General features: G+C 51.4%; 11 protein-coding genes. 3 read left to right on the top strand and 8 right to left on the bottom strand.

All coding sequences use genetic code 11. The annotated features are described in order from the left end of the window. The first annotated feature begins 724 nt into the window (after window positions 1-724). On the top strand, window positions 725-2,407 hold the full coding sequence (locus AAE250_RS13725) for a beta-N-acetylhexosaminidase (RefSeq protein ID WP_294601803.1): 1,683 nt from the start codon (window positions 725-727) through the stop codon (window positions 2,405-2,407). A 46-nt stretch (window positions 2,408-2,453) separates the two neighbouring features. Here the strand turns inward: AAE250_RS13725 and AAE250_RS13730 are convergent, their stop codons facing one another. Genes AAE250_RS13730 through AAE250_RS13745 form a run of 4 tightly spaced genes read right to left on the bottom strand, consistent with a single transcriptional unit; the run spans window position 2,454 to window position 10,938 of the window. Further along, window positions 2,454-4,715: a glycoside hydrolase family 3 C-terminal domain-containing protein gene (locus AAE250_RS13730; protein WP_294601879.1), complete on the bottom strand. Its 2,262-nt coding sequence runs from the start codon at window positions 4,713-4,715 to the stop codon at window positions 2,454-2,456. A 24-nt stretch (window positions 4,716-4,739) separates the two neighbouring features. Then, a complete protein-coding gene (locus AAE250_RS13735; protein WP_294601805.1) occupies window positions 4,740-5,990 on the bottom strand; it encodes a hypothetical protein in 1,251 nt (416 codons plus the stop codon). 32 nt (window positions 5,991-6,022) lie between these two features. After that, window positions 6,023-7,702, bottom strand: a complete 1,680-nt coding sequence (locus AAE250_RS13740) for a SusD/RagB family nutrient-binding outer membrane lipoprotein (RefSeq protein WP_294601807.1) — start codon at window positions 7,700-7,702, stop codon at window positions 6,023-6,025. A 50-nt stretch (window positions 7,703-7,752) separates the two neighbouring features. After that, complete coding sequence (locus AAE250_RS13745) at window positions 7,753-10,938, bottom strand: SusC/RagA family TonB-linked outer membrane protein (RefSeq protein ID WP_294601809.1); 3,186 nt, start codon at window positions 10,936-10,938, stop codon at window positions 7,753-7,755. A gap of 259 nt (window positions 10,939-11,197) precedes the next feature. Here AAE250_RS13745 and AAE250_RS13750 point away from each other — a divergent pair, with 259 nt between their 5' ends. Together AAE250_RS13750 and AAE250_RS13755 are read left to right on the top strand one after the other, a co-directional pair. After that, entirely contained in the window at window positions 11,198-15,190 is a 3,993-nt protein-coding gene (locus AAE250_RS13750) for an ATP-binding protein (protein ID WP_294601811.1), read from the top strand. A 73-nt stretch (window positions 15,191-15,263) separates the two neighbouring features. Beyond that, a complete protein-coding gene (locus AAE250_RS13755; protein WP_294601812.1) occupies window positions 15,264-16,817 on the top strand; it encodes a cellulase family glycosylhydrolase in 1,554 nt (517 codons plus the stop codon). A gap of 74 nt (window positions 16,818-16,891) precedes the next feature. On the opposite strand, the gene AAE250_RS13760 is transcribed toward AAE250_RS13755, so the two are convergent. The 4 genes from AAE250_RS13760 to AAE250_RS13775 form a co-directional block, all read right to left on the bottom strand. Then, window positions 16,892-18,361 (bottom strand): MBOAT family O-acyltransferase, encoded by a 1,470-nt coding sequence (locus AAE250_RS13760; protein ID WP_294601814.1) that lies wholly within the window; start codon window positions 18,359-18,361, stop codon window positions 16,892-16,894. Next, window positions 18,351-19,268 carry an SGNH/GDSL hydrolase family protein gene (locus AAE250_RS13765; RefSeq protein ID WP_446715759.1) on the bottom strand — a complete coding sequence of 306 codons (918 nt, stop codon included), beginning with the start codon at window positions 19,266-19,268 and terminating at the stop codon, window positions 18,351-18,353. The genes AAE250_RS13760 and AAE250_RS13765 overlap by 11 nt, the downstream gene beginning before the upstream one ends. After that, window positions 19,255-20,634: an SGNH/GDSL hydrolase family protein gene (locus AAE250_RS13770; RefSeq protein ID WP_294601816.1), complete on the bottom strand. Its 1,380-nt coding sequence runs from the start codon at window positions 20,632-20,634 to the stop codon at window positions 19,255-19,257. The genes AAE250_RS13765 and AAE250_RS13770 overlap by 14 nt, the downstream gene beginning before the upstream one ends. Before the next feature lie 124 nt (window positions 20,635-20,758). Beyond that, window positions 20,759-21,052, bottom strand: a complete 294-nt coding sequence (locus tag AAE250_RS13775) for a PG0541 family transporter-associated protein (RefSeq protein WP_294601818.1) — start codon at window positions 21,050-21,052, stop codon at window positions 20,759-20,761. Window positions 21,053-21,065 lie beyond the last annotated feature (13 nt).

Here is a 21,065-nt window from a genome sequence, read left to right on the forward strand (position 1 = left end):
GCTGATTGATAAGCATGTTGTAGAACATAATTTTTCGAAGATAATGTATAAGGAAACGGAAGGCATACATTATATATATACGTGCGCGCATGGGAACAAGCAAATATCAGGAACGGATGTAGACCACGGAACGGCCGGCACCACGACGGCGAATGAAACCGGATGAGACGAATTCCTGTAAGTCGGAAGTAGCGCGACGGTCGAATGCTCAGAATTCGCTATATATTAAATGCTTATGGAAAGACCGGGAAAAACTAACTGAAAACAGGGGAAGAACTAGCCTCGGAAGCAGTATAAACTGAACGCAAAGTTACTAAAAACTATTCTTACTACAGATATAGAAGTTTCTTACAACAGCTGTTGTAAGAAAGCAACATTATTATTGTAAGAAAACTACATGGATATAGTAAGATTAATAAGTAGTAACTACAGTCCTAACCATTAGTAAGTTTGCGGTTAGTTCTTAGGCTATTTAGGGATAATTTTGTTTAAGACATAAGAACAAAAGAAAGAATCATCTTAAATCCGTTCTTTTGTTCTTATGTCTCAAGAATTATCAGCCCAAGGAAGTGGGAATTTAGCGGTGAGATACGCAGACGACACGGACTGAGCGGATGAACACGGACTTTTAATAAGATGTAGTATCTATTTATTCGAATGAATCCTTAAAATGATTATCTTTGGGGCAGCGAAAGATCGCTACTAACTTAATCAATACAGTATTATGAGAAAACTTAACCAAATGCTCCTTGCAGGCGTCATCGCCTTGGCTTGTTCATCTTGCCAAAAAAGTGTAGAAGCAAACTTCCAAACAATCGTTCCCCTCCCCCAAGAGGTAAATCCGACCCAAGACGGCTCGTTCCGACTGAGTAAAAGCACCACCATCGCCTATCCCGAAGGAAACGACCTATTGAAGCGCAATGCCGAGTTCCTGGCGCAATACATAGGCCAGGTGATAAACGGAACCCCGAAAACCAAAGCCATCGCCCCGGGCGAAGCAGCCGGAAAGAAATCCATCATGCTGAGCCTCGACCCCGGCATTGAAAATAAAGAAGGTTACGTACTCGACGTAACCCCCGAAGCAGTCACCATCAAGGGACAGACCGAGAACGGAGTATTCTACGGCATCCAGACTCTGCGTAAATCCATGCCTCCCACCGATACGGAGACAGCAAACATTCTGTTGCCCACCGGTACCATCAAGGATGCTCCCCGCTTTGCCTACCGGGGCATGCACCTTGATGTAGGCCGCCACTTCTTCCCCGTCGAGTTCATCAAAAGATACATCGACCTGCTGGCGCTGCACAACATGAATACCTTCCACTGGCACCTCACCGAAGACCAGGGCTGGCGCATCGAAATAAAGAAATACCCCAAACTGACCGAAATAGGTTCCATACGCAACCGCACCGTCATCGGCCGGAATACCCAAGAGTATGACAACACTCCCTATGGTGGATTCTACACCCAAGAGCAAGCCCGCGAGATAGTGAAGTACGCTCAGGAACGCTACATCACCGTCATCCCCGAAGTAGACCTCCCCGGACACATGCTGGCCGCACTTGCCGCATACCCCGAAATGGGTTGCACCGGCGGCCCGTACGAAGTATGTCCGCGCTGGGGCGTATTCGAAGATGTGCTGTGCATCGGCAACGAACAATCCATGCAATTTCTGGAAGACGTGATGGCCGAAATCATCGAGATATTCCCCTCCAAACTGATCCACATCGGCGGTGACGAAGCACCGCGCACCCGCTGGCAGAAATGTCCAAAGTGCCAGGCACGCATCAAAGCCGAAGGTCTGAAAGCCGACAAGGAACATACCGCCGAAGACCGCCTGCAAAGCTACTGCATGACGCGCATCGAGAAGTTCCTCAACTCAAAGGGACGCAGCATCATCGGCTGGGATGAGATTTTGGAAGGCGACGTCGCCCCGAACGCTACCGTCATGTCTTGGCGCGGTTCTGCCGGAGGCATCAAAGCCGCCCAACTGGGACACGACGTCATCATGACGCCCAACAATTTCTGTTACTTCGACTACTACCAGACTGACGACACCGCCAACGAGCCCCTCGGCATCGGCGGATATGTGCCATTGGAAAAAGTATACAGTCTGGAACCCACCGCCTCGCTCACCGAAGAACAAGCCAAGCACATCCTCGGCGCACAGGCCAATCTGTGGACCGAATACATTGCTACTCCCGAACATGTAGAGTATATGGTACTTCCCCGCATGGCTGCCCTTGCCGAAGTACAGTGGATGCAACCGGAGAAAAAGAATTACGAGGACTTCCTGAACCAGCGCCTGCCGCGCCTTGTGAAGTTCTATGACAGAGACGGAGTTAATTACTGCAAGCATGCGTTCGAGAAGAAGGAAGAACGCCCTGCCGATTCAGCAGTGGAATAGAAAAAAGGGCTTGTCCGAGCAGTCGGACAAGCCCATATATATATTATCAAAGGCCGGACAGATACTTAAAAGAATGCTTGCAGCGGATATCGGCAGATGAAGCTCCGATATACACATTGAACACTCCCGGCTCTGCCACCCATTGGCGGCTAGCCTCATCGTAGAACTTGAGATCATCGGGGGTAATGACAAATTCCACTTGAACAGTTTCACCGGGAGCAACTGCTACTTTGGCAAAGTGCTTCAACTCCTTCAGCGGACGAAGTACACTGCACTTCGGATCTCCGAGATAGAGTTGTACCACCTCTTTGCCACTCTTCGTACCGGTGTTGGTTATAGGCACCGTAACTTTAATACTCCCCTTTTCGTCCATCTCTTTCGCCGACAGTAGGGATTTTCCGTATTCGAAGGAAGTGTAGCTCAGCCCATGTCCGAAGCTGAAAAGAGCAGGAATCTTTTTGGTATCGTGCCAGCGATAGCCCACCAGGATATCCTCCTTATATTCTTCCCTGGGGCTGACGCCCACATTACGCTGATAGTCTGTCAGGGAGTTGTCCGCTTCCCTACCGGCATCAATGCCCGGATAAGCACCTTCGCCATAGGTATGCGCAGCGCAGTCGCTCAGTTTCACCGGGAAAGAATAGGGAAGTTTTCCCGACGGATTCACCTTGCCGCTGATGACATCAGCGATAGACGCACCGCCCATAGTGCCCAGATAAGATATGTGCAGCACAGCGGAAACCTTCTTCAGCCAAGGCATGGCATAAGCATTACCGCTGATGTTGGCAATCACAAGATTGGGATTGACCGCCACGAGCGCCTCTATCAGTTCATCCTGACCAAAAGGCAGGTTATAGGACTTGCGGTCGGTAGACTCGCAATCCTGAAAGGCATTCTTGTTCAAGCCCCCCACATAGATGATGACATCCGCCTGACGCGCCTTAGCCACAGCCTCAGCACACAAAGAATCCATCACCTGCTGCGGAATCACCTCTTCATGCCCGAAGAAGGGACGCCCGCAAGCATACCCCTGGGCATATTCTACCTTGTCGCCATAAAGGGTACGCAATGCGTCGAGCGGTGAAATCATATCCTTGGGCTTGAGTTCCGACGAACCGCCGCCATCGGTAAGCCGACGGGTGGCATTGTCGCCCACCACCAGAATCTTACCATACTTATCGCCCTGCAAGGGCAAGATGCCATTGTTATACAAAAGCACGATGGACTCATCACCGATAGCCTTGGCAGCATCGTAATGCTCCTTAGTACAAAGTGAACCGTATGGTTTATCCCGGTCGAGCGAAGTACGGAAAATCAGACGGAGTATATTCCTTGCTTTCGCATCTACCGACGACATCGGCAGTTCTCCCTTCTTCAGCATTTCCAGGTAAGGATCGGCCAGATAGTACCGGTTATAGCCCAAACTGTTATCCGAAGTCAGGCCGTTGGTGTAAGACCCCATTTCGATGTCGAGTCCATTAAGAGCTGCTTCCTTGGTATCATGGGCACCTCCCCAGTCGGTAATGACGCAACCGTCGAATCCCCATTCGCCGCGCAGAATGTCATTGAGCAGACGGGCATTGTGGCAGCAATGCTGACCACGGTACTTGTTATAAGCACCCATGACACCCCATGCTCCTCCTTCTACTATAGCCTTCTTGAAAGCAGGCAGATAGATTTCGTAAAGGGCACGGTCGCTCACTTCCACATCGACGGTGCCGCGCCACTGCTCCTGATTATTCAGTGCAAAGTGTTTGACACAAGCGGCAACACCGTTTTTCTGCAACTCCTTGACGTAAGGCACTGCCATCACCCCAGCCAGATAGGGGTCTTCGCCCATATACTCGAAGTTGCGTCCGTTGAGGGGAGTGCGGTAAATATTGACGCCGGGTCCCAACAACACGTCTTTCTCGCGATAGCGTGCCTCCTCACCGATGGACTTGCCATAAAGTGCGGCCATGTCCGGATTCCAGGTAGCGGCAAGAGCCGTAAGGGCAGGAAAAGCCGTGATAGAGTCATTTGTCCAACCGGCATAGTTCCAAGTGTTCCACTCGAACTCATGACGGACGCCATGGGGGCCATCGCTCATCCATACTTCGGGGATGCCCAAACGAGGCACACCGGCTGAGGAAAACTTGCTTTGCGCGTGGCAGAGTGCCACTTTCTCTTCGAGTGTCATACGGTTCAGCGCATCCTCGACGCGCTCTTCAATGGGCGCGTCGGGATTCTGATACAAAGGTACTTGTGCACTGAGGCTTGTCGTCAGTACAGAAAGTAATAGTACGAACCGCGAAATGCGATTATTCATCTTTGTCATAATCTCTATCAAAAGTTATTGAACAGTTACCAAGTCAACATAATAGCCATGCCCTACGCAGAGGAATCCTGCCTCAGCCGCTATCTGGTCGATAATTTTTTGTGTAAGGGTCAGTGCATAAACACCTCCTTCAGTAAACTCAATCTTGTCCTCCAGCCCTGTCCACCAACCGGTAGCAAGCTGCATCTGATGATATTCGGCGGTAGGTTCTATGGAATAGTAAACACGCAGAACGGTTCCCGGTTTAAGTGCAGTAATCACTTCCATAGGAATGAGGTTGAATGTCTTGTTTGGATCGCCGTCGGCTTTATCCCAAGATACATAGTGGTGTCCTTCCCACAAAGCTTTCTCGGAAGAAATGACAACCGTCCGTTCCGTTGACACTTCGCCATTGACATAGAATTGCACGCTTTCACCCGCCTTGGTCTTACCGGTCACGGCATATTCTCCTTCTGCCACTTCAGGGCAAATCAGCGTAAGAGCAGCAGCAGTCTGGTCTACAAATTCCGTCACTTCCACGCCGTTGACGGTGATGGAAGCCACCATATCCAGATTAATACCGGTCATCACCCATTCCGCAGCAGCAGTGGCGCGGTCGGCACCTGCCGTAATCATGGCTGCCTTGGTCACCTTTACTTTATCGGCACCATACTCATTACCTCCGGCATCGGTGAAGAGAACACGGTAATCACCTTCCGCCAAGTCGGCAGGCACAGTATATTCCACATAGTTACCGGCTTCGTCTTCCACACTGGCAATGTCCGTAGCATGTTTATCTCCGATAATGATGCCCGTCACTTTGTCGAGGTTGTTGCCATAAAGACGAGCCTTGCTGCCGGGAGCCACGATACGTTCAAAAGCCACCTCGGTAGCACCGGGATCATCCGCCAAAGGATTTACCTGAATAAGGCCTTCACGGTAAGTAGATTTGCCGGCATCGGTGGTAACCGTCACCTTGAGGTGATAGGTTCCTGCCAGGAATTCCTTCTCTATTTCGGTGCCGGTAGCCACCTCTTCGCCATCGATGAACCAAGTCACCGTAGTGTAATCTGCGGGAGTCACAGTGAGTTTCATCGAAAACTGACCGTCGCGGCTGAAATTGGCAAACGTAGGCAAATTGCCGTTCACCCTGTCCGGGAAAGTGGGGTCGAGGATGCGTGGTTCGTCACTGGCCGTAGCAGTAGAAAACGGTTCTTCTTCGCTGCATCCCGTAAAAAGGGTACTGAACGCCAGCAGGGAAAGCAGCATGATATATATCTTTTTCATATTGATACTTAATTTGATGTTGAAATAAGAATTTATTGAGCATTGTTTTTATCCCACCATACGGGTGTATTCCAGCTATTGTTGCCTCCCATGCGGCTCAATGCTTCTTCGTAGTTCTTCTTGTTGTACGAAGATTCGAGCACAGGATAGCAAAGGCGAACGGGAATTTCCGCCCCACCGGTCAGAACCTGGCTGAAACCATATTCGGCAGGCGACTTGAGCTGCGGATAGTTGGAACGGCGCAGATTGGCCCAGCATTCCAGCGGATTGGTGAAATGCAGAATCCATGCCTGTGTATTGATGGATGCCTTTTTCTGCTCGGCAGTATAGCCGATGCCGTTATTGTTCATATAGTTATTGAACCCCTCATCGGTCACCTTGGCGCAGCCATAGTTATCCGTAAGAAAATCCATGGCGGCACGCACACCTTTCTTATAATGTTCTTCTACAGAACCTGCCACATTCCAACCCTTCAGGGCAGCCTCCGCCAACAGGAAGTCCACTTCGGCCGAAGTAATAACCACACCGGGGTTCTCACCCTCCAGGAAGTTGCTGGCCAGCTTGGGTTCCGTTTCGGTATCCATGGAAGTTTTATCAATGGCAGGATTGCTTTCCTGAAGTTCTTTTATAAGGTCGCTCTCATAAGCTTCGGGCCAGGGTTCATAGAAGAATGCTCCCGGATCTCGCGGATGCGCCATGTTCTTGGCCAGCACCTCTTCGGTAATGTCGATACGGTCTTCGGTACTGGTGGTGCTCATAATCTGGTCGTAGTAGAACCGGATGATGGCAGTGAAACGGGGGTCGCCGGTATTGAACAACTGGTTATAAAGAGTAGAGCAGATGAAACTGGGGTTATTACGGGGATCGTTACCATACAGACGTTGCGACAAAGCGTTGCGACGATAGTCGGTATAGCTTTCACCACCGAAGTCGAAGGCAATATCCAAATAAGGAATCAGCGCGTCATCAGCACCCGATGTAATGATGCCGCCATCTGCTGCCAAGGCTTTTTCAAATTCTTCCTGAGCCTTCTGCGGGTTGGCATCAGAGATACGCATGGCATAACGCAGGCGAAGCGAATTGGCCAACTTCTTCCACTTGTTTATGTCACCGCTGTAGATTACGTCGCCGGTAATGCGGTCTTTAGTAGCATCAAAGGCAGTTACTGCAGCGTCAAGTTCTACGAAAAAGTCATTGTATATCTCTTCCTGAGTATCATATCTGGGCGTAAATTTACCGTCAATGAAGCCTCTTCCTGCTTCAAAGTAGGGCACATCGCCATAAATATCGGTAAGATGCGACATGAGATAGACACGATAAATGCGGACAGCCGCATTGATATTCACCTTCTCGTCATCGTCCATGGTACGCGCCTGTGCATCGGTAAGGTCCTTGATATTCTTCAGATAGTAGTTCTTCCATATATGCCCCATCTCGTTAAGGTCAAGGGTATGACGACCGCCATAGTTCGTGGTATTCCAGCATCCCATCAGTTGCTGGTTGAAGGCATAGATATAACTACGGTAAGTTTCGCTCACCTCCAGGTCACCATAAGTATGGAGCTGGGCAGTGGTAAGCTGTGCATTGGGGTCGATGGTGGCGGGCTTTGAGGGGTCGGTATTCATGTTCTCCATATACTCGTCGCTACAAGAAGCAAAAAGCAGGGTACATGCCGCCAACGCCATTGTGATATATGATTTATAATGTCTCATTGTATATATCTTCTTTAAAATAATGTATTGGATAAATTATACGGGGTCTCTTAGAATTTTACATTGACATTGAAGCCGTAGCTCTTGCGCGAAGGCAATGAGCCATACTCCATACCCATACCGGTAGTATTGTTATAGTTGGAGTCCGGGTCGATGTTCGGAATATTCTTCCAGACGATGAACGGATTACGGGCAACAAACGATACCGTCAGACCGTTCACTACTTTCTTCAGCCAGGTCGTGGGGAAGGTATAGCTCAGCGTGATTTCGCGGCACTTCACATAAGAGTTGTCGTAGATGAACATGGAAGGCGCATTGCGGCAAACATTCATCCAGTATGTTTCGGGGTTGATGACGATGTCGTTCTCGCGATAAGTGCCGTCTCCGTTATCTATCACACCCGGGGCAATGAAACCGCCGGTGGGTGTCCAGTCGGGAGAATCCTTGGCATAGCCTGCAGCCTGACGGGCTTCTTCGGACTTGTACCATGCTTCGCGACCTTCCAGGGTGGCCATGCTCTTACCGGTTTCGTGGGCAGCACGTGCCGACATGGAATAGAGGTCGGCACCCACCTTTACATCGAATACGGCAGAAAGCGAGATATTCTTGTAAGAGAAGTTGGTATAAACACCGCCGGTCCAGTCCCAGGAAGCATTGCCCAGCACATGGTTGCTCTTGTCGTACATAGGCAGTCCGGTTGCCGGGTCAATGAGGATGTCACCGTTTCCGTTGCGCTGGAAGTCGGGGCCTACGATGGAGCCGAAATTTTCGCCCACCTTGGCAGCCACCTGCACGTCGAGCCATGTAGCCTTCTCCAGTTCGAACATATCCATGTCGTCCACCAGTCTCTTCACCTTATTGCTGTTCTTCGAGAAGTTGAAGTTCAAGTCCCATGAGAAATCCTTCACTTGAATGGGGCGAATGTTCAAGGCTATTTCAACACCTTTGTTCTCAATCTCACCGGCATTGATCAGGCGATAGCCGTAGCCGGAAGTCGAAGAACTGGCCATGCCCATAATCTGGTTCTTACTGAGCTGGCTGTAATAAGTGAAGTCCAGGCCGATGCGGTTCTTCAGGAATTTCAGTTCCAGACCCATTTCCATTGAGTTGGTCTTGGTAGGCTTCAGATCCTTGTTGGGGATGGTGCCGTTGCTGATGTAACCGATGGTATAGCCGGGATAGGTAAACTTCGATTTGGTATACACCAGTCCGAGCTGATAGGGGTCGGTATCACTACCCACCTGCGCCCACGACATACGTACCTTTCCGTAAGGAAGCCTATCACCCAACTTCAGCAGTTCGGAGAAGACGAAGCTGCCGGAGAAAGAGGGATAGACGTACATGTTATTGCCTACGGGCAGTGTGGAAGACTGGTCGCCACGCAGGGTAGCATCCAGATAGAGCATGTGTTTCCAACCCAGGTTGATGGCACCATAAACGGAGTTAATCTGCTTGCGATAGCTCTGAGGCTCTACGCTGACTTCGTTAAAGCTCATCAGGGCCACTACATCGCGAATCTTCATGTCCTTGGCAGTGGTGACGATGGTCTGGTTGTTCACCTTGTATACGTTGCCGCCCAACGTGGCATTGAAGTCGAAGTCGCCCCAGGAGTTGTTATAGAGGGCCAGAAGCTCGAAGTTGTACATGCGGTTGCGGAAACTGCTGCTCTGCAGGTAACCGGACTCATATCCCGGAGTGGTAGGGGCCTTGAAGTCTTCAAAAGTAAACCAGTTGAGTTCGGCGCCCACTGTTCCCTGTACTTTCAGGTGCTGATTGATGTTCCAGGCAGCCTTGCCGTTGAAACGGAACAAGTCTTTCTTCGATACGTTCGAGTTCTTATAGACATCCCAGTAAGGATTTACGTTATAGGGGTCCATACCGTTCCAGTTGGCATACTCACCGTTGGCATCCTGGTAGGACTTGAGCCAGGCCTGGTCGTAGGTAGTAGCCAGTGTCATCAGGTTTTTGCCAATGTTCGACTTGCTGTCGCCCAATGCGGGACGGTTTTTCACGTCTTCACGGGTGTAGTTTCCGCTGAAGTCCAGGTCGAACTTACCGGCAGTGGTATTGGCACGCAGGTTGAAGATGTCGCGGCTCATGTGGGTCTTGGGTACAATATCCTTGTTGCGCATATCGGTATAGGTGAAACGGATGCCGGTCTTGCCGTTGTTCACACCGATGATGGCACTGTTAGTAGCGGTGAGACCGGTACGGAAGAACAGGGAAGTATTGTCGGGAACGATGAGGTAAGGACGCTCCACGCCGTCGAAATACTTCAGCATGTTGGAACCGTCGGCCTTGGCACCCCAGCTCATATTCGTACTGGAAACGGCGTTGATGGGATAAGTACCGTTGTTTCCCATACCATAGATTTGCTGCACATCATCCCACTTGGCCAGCTGCGTATCGAAGGTCAGCGTACCGTTGTACTCCACACTGACTTTGTCCTTATGGGCTTTTTTAGTAGTGATAAGAATCACACCATGACTGGCACGGCTACCATAGAGGGCAGACGCGGCAGGACCTTTCAGTACCGACATACTCTCAATGTCGTCGGGATTGACACTTGAAATGCCGTCGCCAAGGTCGAAACCGCCGTAGGTACCGGCACTACCGAAGTTGGTGTTATCCAAAGGCACACCGTCTATCACATACAGTGGCTGGTTATTGCCGGTCATTTCGGTACTACCGCGCAGAATTACGCGCGAAGAACCGGAAGCTCCGCCTGCCGTCTGGCTCACCACCAGACCCGGTACACGGCCCGCCATCGAATTGATTACGTTCGTTTCCTTGGCTTTGGTCAACGCTTCGCCCTGCACCTCGGCTACACCATATCCCAAAGCCTTGCGCTCGCGCTTGATGCCCAAAGCTGTCACCACAACTTCACCCAGCAGCTTACTGTCTTCTTCGAGCGTGATGTTCAGCGGGGCATTGCCCACTTTCACCTCCTGCTGCTTATACCCCACAAAACTGATGACTAACGTGGCGCCTGAAGCGACGTCCAAACTGAATTTTCCGTCCAGGTCGGTAACAATGCCATTACCGGTTCCTTTTTCAACGACCGAGGCACCTGCCACCGGTCCAAACTCGTCTTTCACAGTACCTGTCACTTTCTTGCTCTGCTGTTCGATGGCAAACCTTTCAAATGAAGCAGCCTTCACCGGCAAAAAGCCTCCCCATAAACAAAGGGAAAGTGTGCCGCAGAGTAACGTGTTCTTGCAATTCTTTACTTTCATAATATTATTAATAAAAATTGGTAAATCGATTCTCGGTTCGGGCACAAAGGTCATCAGAATATCCGTCCGACAGGTTTGAATCCCTACATATCGGGTTTGAACCTCTACATATCCTCCGGAAGGTCGCTGAGTTAGCAGATAAAAACAGGAATATTATGAATTAATTTTCAAACAAATCCTGAAACTTATCAGAATGATTGCTTTGAACATTCAGGCAGTTAGTGTATTTTTGCATCTGTTAATCAACATTGCACAGTAAATGCACCACACCACCAAACGAGCTGTACTGGCTCTGACCCTACTCTTTCTCATGCTGTTTGCCGCCACAGCCAATGCAGAAAGGTATGCCCGGCGATTTTCCAGCCTGCAACTTGGTACCAAAGAGGGACTGAACAGCCTGCGTATATTCTCCATCACCACAGATAAATCGGGAGCTATATGGATGGCTACACTTGATGGTATCAACCGCTTCAACGGCCGTTCGATGAAGAGCTACAGCCTGGGAGAGAGCCCCAAAAAATCTGATGCTTCGGGAAGCACCACCATGCTGGCCATAGGCCCCGACAATTCACTTTATGCCTATAACAATGTAGGACGAATCTATAGATACAACCCGCTCACCGAGCAATTCGAACTTCATCTCGACCTGGCAGAACACATTCGCGCCGGACTGGTCCTCTCGCACCTCTTCATTGACGCGCAGGACAATATGTGGATAGGACTCGATTCCGGCCTCTACTACTGCCGAGCCAACGAGACTCCCACACAGATTGCCTCCGGCTACTATGTCACATATATCACAGAACTGCCTCAAGGCATTGCTGTGGGCACCACGCACGGCCTGCACATCTACTCCCGAGAAGGAGAATTGCTACATCAGCTCTGTCCGGACACCTACGTGCAGAGTCTCTTGGCGCCTTCGGGCAGCGACACGCTACTGGTGGGCACCTTCAACCGCGGCGTGAGGTGTATCAGCCTCAGTTCATGGCAATCCCTGCCGACAAGTACCGCCCCACTGCCCCACACCCCCATCCGCTCCATGGTAGAAGTGGCACCGGCAACCATCCTGCTCGGATTCGACGGTGACGGAGTTTATACCTATAACAGCTCCACCGGCGAATCTTCCCCCCTCTTCACACGCTCCAACCGGATGCTCAACGCCATGGGAGTATACTCCTTGTGTCGCGACCACGAGGGCAACATCTGGGTGGGCACCTACACAGGCGGCGCATTCTTCATGACACCCGAAGAGACCACTACCACCCTGCTGAAACACCGCGAGGGAATTGAACCGTCACTGGCCGACAACAACGTGAACGCCTTTTGCGAACTGGATAACGGAGAACTCTGGATTGCCACCGATAACGGTATCAGCATATATAACCCAAATACCAACCAATGCAGGCAAATCCTCACAGATAACGTAGTACTGAGCATCTCGGCCGACTGCAAAGACATCATCGCCGCAGGTACCTATGGCAACGGAGTTTTCCTCCTCAACAATCAGGGACAGATATTGCACCATTACCTCAACGCCAACAGCGACCTGCCCTCCGACTATCTCTCCACACTACGGTTCGACACAGACCGTGACCTATGGGTGGGCACCATGGACAATCAGTTGCTGCGACTGGAACACTCCACCCGGCAGTGGAAATCATACAACGTAATGAAAGTACGCTGCATAGCACAAAAAGATTCCCACACTATTGCCGTAGGCACAGTAGACGGCCTGGTACTGATAGACAAGCAGACCGACAAACAGGTACATCTATTCAGGAGCATCGACAGCCAGGGAGAAGATTTCAATGCTTTCATCCAGGCTATAGCCTTTGTGGACCACGAACATGTGTGGCTGGGCAGCGATGGTGGAGGGCTCTATTTGTGCAACTTGCGCACTGCCGAAAAGAAAATATTCTCCACCGAACAGCGGTTACCTTCCAACCGTGTGAGCGCCTTACTCATCGACTGCAACCAAATGTTGTGGATAACCACCGACCACGGCTTGGCATGCCTTCCTCCGGATTCATCCATGAAGGTGTATAACCAGAACTTCGAGCACGTCAAGGCGAGATTTTATAACCGCGCCGCTGCCATCATGCTGGCCGACGGACGCGTAGCATTGGGCAGCACCACCGGTGTACTCATCTTCAAGCCAAGCATCCTGCCCTCCTCCTATCAGGCTCCACCCTTACAGTTCACCAACTTCCGGATAGACAATATCGACACCGAAGAATCCACGGCCATGCATCCGAAACTCATGCAGATGCTGGCAGACGGCACCATCACCCTATCCTACCGTCACAACTCGTTCACCATAGGATTCGAATCGGTAAGTTTCCGTTATCAAGGAGACATCACATACGAATACATGCTCCAAGGCTTCGACCGTAATTGGAACAAACAAGAAGACAACGACCAGCTGCGTTACACCAACGTAGGACCGGGCAAATACAAACTCTGCATGCGGTCGCGCAGCCTCAACAGCGGCCTCATTCTGAGTAGCCGGACGGTAGACATCACAATCCGCCAACCCTGGTGGAATACGTGGTGGGCCTGGCTGCTGTACGCCGCAACCTTGTGCAGCATCGCAGGGATAATCATAAAGAACAAGCAGCAGCAGTTGATGCGCCGCTATATGAATGAGAAGATAGCCTTCTTCGTCAGCATAGCCCACGACATCCGCACCCCACTGACGCTTGTCAAAGCCCCCTTGGACGAACTATATCATGACTCCACGCTCCATGAAGGCGCTATACAAGCCGTACGACTCGCACACCTCAACCTCAACAAGCTGCTGGACATGCTGTCGCAGTTGCTCGACTTCGAGCGGACGGAATATTCCGGCATAGAGCCCCGGATAGAGGCAGTACCGCTCGGCCGGGTCATCGACAACCTTGTCATAGTCTTCCAACCCCTATGCCAGCAACAACATCAGACTTTACAGGCAGACATCATAGACAGCCGGTTATGCGTGTCGGCCGATACCAAGCTGTTGGACCGGATACTCACCAATCTTTTATCCAATGCCCTCAAGTATACCCCGGCAGAAGGTAAAATCAGTATTCGCGTAAAGACCGAAGGCGAGAAAGTAAAGATTACCGTAAGCGACACGGGCATCGGAATCTCCCCAAAAGAGCAAAAGAAACTGTTCACCAGCTTCTTCCGTGCCAGCAATGCCGTCAGTTCCGGCACTTCCGGCGTCGGACTGGGGCTGCAACAGGCCAAGCGGTTTGCCGCCCTGCTGAAAGGTGACATCGAAGTCGCCTCCGTCCTAAACCAAGGTTCGGAATTCACACTCATCCTCAATAAAGCCACCACCGAAGATGCCGCTGCACCCGTTGCCGCCCCAATCGCAGAAGCACCCGTCGCCCTTGCCGGAGACACCGCATCCGATGACTCCGACAAAGACACCCTGCTCATCGTGGAAGACAACAATGAACTCCGCCTCTATATGCGCCGGATGTTCGAACCGCTCTACCGGGTGACGGACAAGTCCAACGCAGCAGAAGCACTGGAATACATGGAAACCCAATATCCCGGGTTAGTACTATCGGATGTCATGATGCCCGGCATGCAGGGCGACGAAATGTGCCACCGGATAAAGAGCAATCCCGCCACCTCGGGCATACCGGTAATACTGCTCACCGCCAAAAGCTTCAGGACAGCCATCATAGAAGGATTACAGAAGGGAGCTGATGACTACATCACCAAACCCTTCGACATAGATGTGCTGAAGGCAAAGGTCAGGGCGCAGATAGACAACCGCAAGCGGCTGCAACGATACTACACCCAGATTGCCCTGCAACGTCCCCTTGCTGCTCCGGTTCACGAACCGGCATCCTCCGGCAAATCTCCGGAAGAGATGCCCGTACCATCTACCGTGCCCAACGACGCCGACAGCGCATTTGTAGAAAAAGCCACCCGAATCGTGAAGGAGAACATGGACAACCTGGAATTCGACATCGACCGGCTCTGCCGCGACATGGCCATGTGCCGCACCCTTTTCCACGAGCGGCTGAAAGCCCTTACCGGCCATACGCCGCAGGACTTCATCCGCATGATACGCCTTGAGCAGGCGGCCACCCTGCTGCTGCAAGGAGTACCGGTGACCGATGTCTCCATACGCACGGGCTTTGTCAATTCCAAATACTTCAGCACCTTGTTCAAGAAGTATTTCGGCGTCCAGCCCAGCCGATATACCGGAGAGAAAGGGCAGGCACAAGCTGATTTGCAGGATTTCAAACCTTGATATGCAAGCATTCAAACTCTTTGCAACCTTGCTGCCGTTAACTTTGCCGCCATAAATCTATATACCAAGTTTTATGAACACCAAATTCATCTCCCGGAAAAAGGTAATGGCTCTGCTATTGGCTACAGTCACCTTATCCTGCTCCTCTTCAAACACTCCCGAAGAGGAGTCCCCGTATCTCACCGTAAAAAGTGTATCGTCTCAAACCCTCCCGGCAACCGGCGGCGAAGTAATCATCAGCGTAGCGTCGTACCCCGCCGCCACAGCCCAGTCCGATGCCGGATGGATGACACTGAAGTCGAGTACCCCGCTTAATGAGTTTACTTCATTCGTATTCACGGCGCAGGCCAACGAAGGCAATGCCCGAGAAGCAATCATCACCATCACAGCCGGCGAAAAGAAAGAAACCGTCACCATCGGCCAGGCCCAAAGCGACGAACCGGAAAACGAAACTGCCATAGACGAAAACCTGCCCGCCGTGAAAGTGGCGAAAGCGCTGGGACTCGGATGGAACTTGGGCAATCAGCTCGATGCCCATGCGAACGAAGTAGCCGACGAAACCTCGTGGGGCAACGGCAAAGCTACCCAAGAAACACTCAATAAAGTGAAAGATGCCGGATTTACATCCGTACGCATCCCCATCACCTGGCTGGGAAAAGTGGGCGAAGCGCCCGGCTACACCATCGATGCCGCCTGGCTTGAACGTGCTGCAGAGGTTGTGGGCTATGCCGAGCAAGCCGGACTGAAAGCCATCATCAACATCCACCACGACGGACATCGGCAGGTCAATGGAGACGGCTCTGAGGAGCACCACTGGCTCGACATCGTAGCAGCTGCGAAAGACGAAACCGCCAACACCTCCATCAAAGAACAGCTCAGAGCCATGTGGACACAGATAGCCGAACGCTTCAAGGAAAAAGGGGACTTTCTGATATTCGAAGGCCTCAACGAAATACACGACGGAAGATGGGGTTCGGGCACCAACACCACCGACGGCGGCAAGCAATATGCCATACTCAACGAATGGCAGCAAGTATTCGTAGACGCCGTGCGTGCTACCGGTGGGAACAATGCCACGCGCTACTTAGGCATCAGTGGCTACAGCACCAATCCCGACCTCACAATGAAGCATCTGAAACTCCCCACCGATCCGGCGAAGGACCGTCTGCTGGTATCGGTGCACTACTACGACCCTGCCACCTTCGCACTGGAAGACAAGTTCAGCGAATGGGGGCACACCGGCGCTACCGGCAAGAAGGAGAATTGGGGAGACGAAGAACACCTGAATGGAATCTTCACCGCACTGAGGAGCACGTACGTAGAGAAAGGTATACCCGTATACATCGGTGAGATGGGATGCGTGCACCGCAGCAGCAGCCGTCCCGAATCATTTCGCAAATACTATCTGGAATACGTATGCAAAGCGGCACGCACGCATGGCATGTCCGTATTCTACTGGGACAACGGCAACGCCGGTGCCGGACGCGAATGCTCAGGCTTGATGAATCATGCCACAGGAGTCTATTTCAACAATGGAAAGGAAGTGATAGATGTCATGACCAAAGGCTACTTCTCCGACGATGCCTCATACACTCTCAAGAGTGTATATGACCGTGCTCCGCAATAACTGCTTCCCCGGTGCCGGAGGCCATGTTCCCCGGTGTCGAGCCACCCGTTCCCCGGTGCCGGTCCTTCTGCTTGTCAGAACTGGAAGTAAATGAACGGCTGGATTTCCGAACTTTTCATCTGAATGACCAGATAAATCACAGCAACTATCAGTACCGCCTTTCCCAGCAGGGGGAGGCGGATTACTGTTTTTGTACAGGCACGTTCCCAACTGTCCGGTACAAAGTGCAGGAAGTAGCCTAATGCCATCAATGCAAATACCTCCCAATATCCCTCTACCAACTGCGGGAACAGCTGCGGACGGAACGTAGTGAATATCTGCCTCAGCATATCTATCGAAGTAGAAAACTCCGCATTACGGAAAAAGATCCAGCAGAAACATACAAAGTGGAAAGTGATGACGATGCCGAAGAACCGACGAATGCCGTGGCTCCGCTCTCCTTTTTTGCGTCCGGTAAGCGTCATCCAGAATTTATGTGCAGCAAGCGCCACCCCGTGCATTACTCCCCAAAGCACAAAGTTCCAGGAAGCACCGTGCCACAATCCACCCAAAAACATGGTGATGATAAGATTGGCATACTGCCGGATTTTCCCTTTGCGGTTGCCTCCCAGTGAAATGTACAGATAATCCCTCAGCCAGCTGGACAGCGAGATGTGCCACCTACGCCAGAACTCCGTAATGGAAGCGGACTTATAGGGAGAATCGAAATTTATATTGAAGTGAAACCCCAGCAACAAGGCAATGCCGATAGCCATATCACTATATCCCGAGAAGTCGCAATAAATCTGTAAGGCATAACCGTAAACGCCCATCAGGTTCTCTACTCCGGAGTAAAGCGTAGGGTTGTCGAAAATGCGCTCCACAAAGTTGATACTGATATAGTCGGAAATGATTGCCTTCTTGAAAAGACCGCTGGCAATAAGGAAGATACCCCGTCCGAACATCTCCGGCGATACGAACAGCGGACGGCGTATCTGCGGAATAAAGTCGCGTGCACGCACAATGGGACCTGCTACAAGTTGCGGAAAGAAAGAGACATAGAACGCATAATCCAGCAGATTGGTAAGGGGCGTTATCTCCTTGCGATACACATCAATGGTATAACTCAGCGACTGGAATGTAAAAAATGAAATGCCCACAGGCAAAAAGATATCCATTGCCTCGAACTTGCCGCCTGTAAGGGAAGCAAAGAAATCTAAAAGGAAATTGGTATATTTGAAGTAGCACAGCAATCCCAGGTTGATGGTGAGGCTCAGCACCACCCATGCTTTGCGCCGCCAGCGGGTGGTAGTGCGGTCCATAAAATGAGCTATCAGGAAATCGCTCACCGTGACCAGGGCAAGCAGAAAGAAATAAGTACCGCTACTCTTATAATAGAAGTAATAGGAAAACAGCGTAACAAACATCAAACGTGCCGTTGCACGCCGTTGCAGCAGCAAGTAGAAGAAGATAAATGCTGCAAACAGCCACAGGAAAATACCACTACTGAATATCATCGGTGCCTGCGGGTCGTAAGTAAAAATATCCGTTAGCCTATTCCACATAGTCGTTGTAAGCTTTTAGTAAGGCCTGATGGAATAACTCTCCTTGCAGGTGATAGCCATCGGGCAGATAATGGATATGGTCGGGACGCATCAGTCCGGCCTCCTGCCAGTTGAGACAGGCACGGCGGATGCCACCCAGAATCTCGTACATGTCCCACACAGCCAGGCCGTTTGCATCGGCATAGCGGCGGATAGTCTGCACCGTGATGGCAGTGCGGGGATTAATCTTGTAAGTGCGGCGCCGACGGCTCACACGTGTACTTTCGTAGGAACCGGGAGGCGTTGTCATCAGCATAGGTACATCCGGCAGGCTCTCGCGAAGCATGCGCACCAGTTCGTCCATCTGGTGATAATGCAGTTGCGCGTTGTAGCGGCGGTTGTGGCTCTCGTTGGTACCGAAAGAGAGTATCAGCAGGTCGGGATGCAGGGCGGCAATCGCTTTCACACGGTCCGGACGGGTGAAGGTGGTGCAGAAAGCGCCGTTGATGCCGACATCGGTATAAGAGATGGCACCGAACGTTTGCTGCAACAACTCGCCGGTAGTGCGGGGGAAGATATGCCCGCGGATATGGCTGTCGCCAATATGCACAATACGGAGGGTATCGGAAGAAGTGCCGAGAGTATCTGCGGTAAAAGTGCCGAGACGAACCAGACGCAGCTTCTCCCAAAAGGGACGAAGGATGCCGAGGCTGTCCGTCAGTTCATTCTCCCTCAGCTGATGAAAAGCGGTGGGCAGAACAACTATAGGCACAGCAACCGTGTCCGTACGCTGGGAATAGAGATAAAGGGTGTCACAATCTGCCGCGGCTTTGCTGACAAGAGAACGGGAAGGGAGTGCATCCTGGGCATGAAGGGACAGGAAACACAGCAAGAAAAAGATAACGAACGATAGTCTATTCCGCCTCATACTCCATCCTCCTGTCATACTGCTCCTTACCATATATCAGCGCCTCATACATCAGTCCTGCCAGGCGCTTTCCGCCCCGGAAGTTGATATGCGTGTAGTCATAATTAGCCTGAGACGGCTTGGCATGCACCATCTCCGCCATACTGCCCTCTCCGCCCATCGCTTCGAACATATTCCAGAAGGCAACCGCCTCATCCGCTGCCAGATTCTGTTGGTAGCGCACCAGATTCTTGATGCCGGGCATTGTGCGCAGTTCGCCATCTTCCGTCTTATAATCGCGGTCGCCCACGCTGACCACCAGGATACCCGCTTGCGGAAATGCCTCCTTCAAGCGCTGCAACGTAGTCTGCATGCCTGCAATGTATCTATCATAATTCCGTCCGCGCTCGGTAGCTACATTCAGTCCGAATTGCAGGATGATCAAATCATAGGGCCGCTGCTCATTAAACTCGCGCATCATCCACACAGGAACCGAACGCAACGAAAGTCCGGAACTGCCACGCAACGAGAAGTTGTCCAGCGCAATGCCCGTGAGCCCGTCCATCGCCAGCCCATAGAATAGTGTAGAATCAGCTCCCTCTACCGTCCAACGTACCGAGCCGATGTTGCCTTCCACACTCATTTCCCGCAAGTCGTCGATTGGCGCAAAAGTCTCGGTAGTGCTCTCGCCCCGGTTTACACTGACGGAAAGAGTAACCTCTCCCCGATTATAAAAGAAGATGCTGGCACGCTGGCAGGTATCAAGTCGCGAAGCATACGTCTTCTGCCCTTTCAGCTCTACAGATGCACCGACGGTGGGAATGAAGTAATGTCCCGAAACGCCTTGCTTGTTGCGGTCGAAGAATACCGAATCCATCACAGAGTGACTCTGCCACCCACTGAAAGAATGACGCACCGTAGGACGGAATCCGCTGGTCATGGAAGTGATAGTAACGAAGCCCACACCGCAACCTCCATACTTCTTCTGAAGCATCTCACGAAGATCGGCCGTCAAGATATCGGCTTCGATGAAGGAATCGCCGAAATAAGCAATGCGCACAGGCCGGGGCTTTCGGGCAAGTTCATCGAGTGCCCGGTAGAACAGTGTCATACCCCGTAGGGTGGAGTCGCTATAATCCTCAATGCAGGTCATACCCGAGCGGCAAGTATCTACAAACGCAGGTTTCACCTTGGGCGGAGGAGGCAACAGGCTGTCCGGTTGCTCACTGACCGGTTTGGAAGAAGGAGGACGTATATCACTGAGTATATCCACACGCCTCAGCACATGCCCGCCTATCGTCATGCCCGGCAGCAGATGCAACAACAGCAGCGCACCCATCACGATGAACGCCAATATACCCGTATGTACCAATACATTCTTCTTCATAACTCGAATCCGGGCGCAAAGATAGAGAATAGGAGGGAAAAACATATACAGACAAAAAGAATTATCCCCGAAGAAAACATCTTTTTTCTCCGGGGATAACAATTTATCAAGATCTCAAGGGCTATCAAATAGTCTTTTCAATGTTCCAGACGAAAGCCCGGAGTCCCAATTGCTCGGTCTCCACATCCATTTTGTGGAGTGCATCAAGTAGCGGGTCTACTTTGGCATCCTCCACTATGGTGATGATGGCAGAACACATACTGGGCCATGCGTGGCTGCCATAGTGCGGTTCACCCGTCTTGCTGCCGCGCCCCTGCACTTGTTGCCAATAGCTAAAGCCACGACAGTTCTGTCGGTCGAGTAATGCCATAATGCGCTCAAAGAACGCTTGGTCGAATGTGATAAATACTGATTTCATATCAATTACTAAT

Origin of the sequence: Bacteroides sp. GD17 (assembly GCF_038448625.1) — a bacterium.
Classification (GTDB): Bacteria; Bacteroidota; Bacteroidia; order Bacteroidales; family Bacteroidaceae; genus Bacteroides.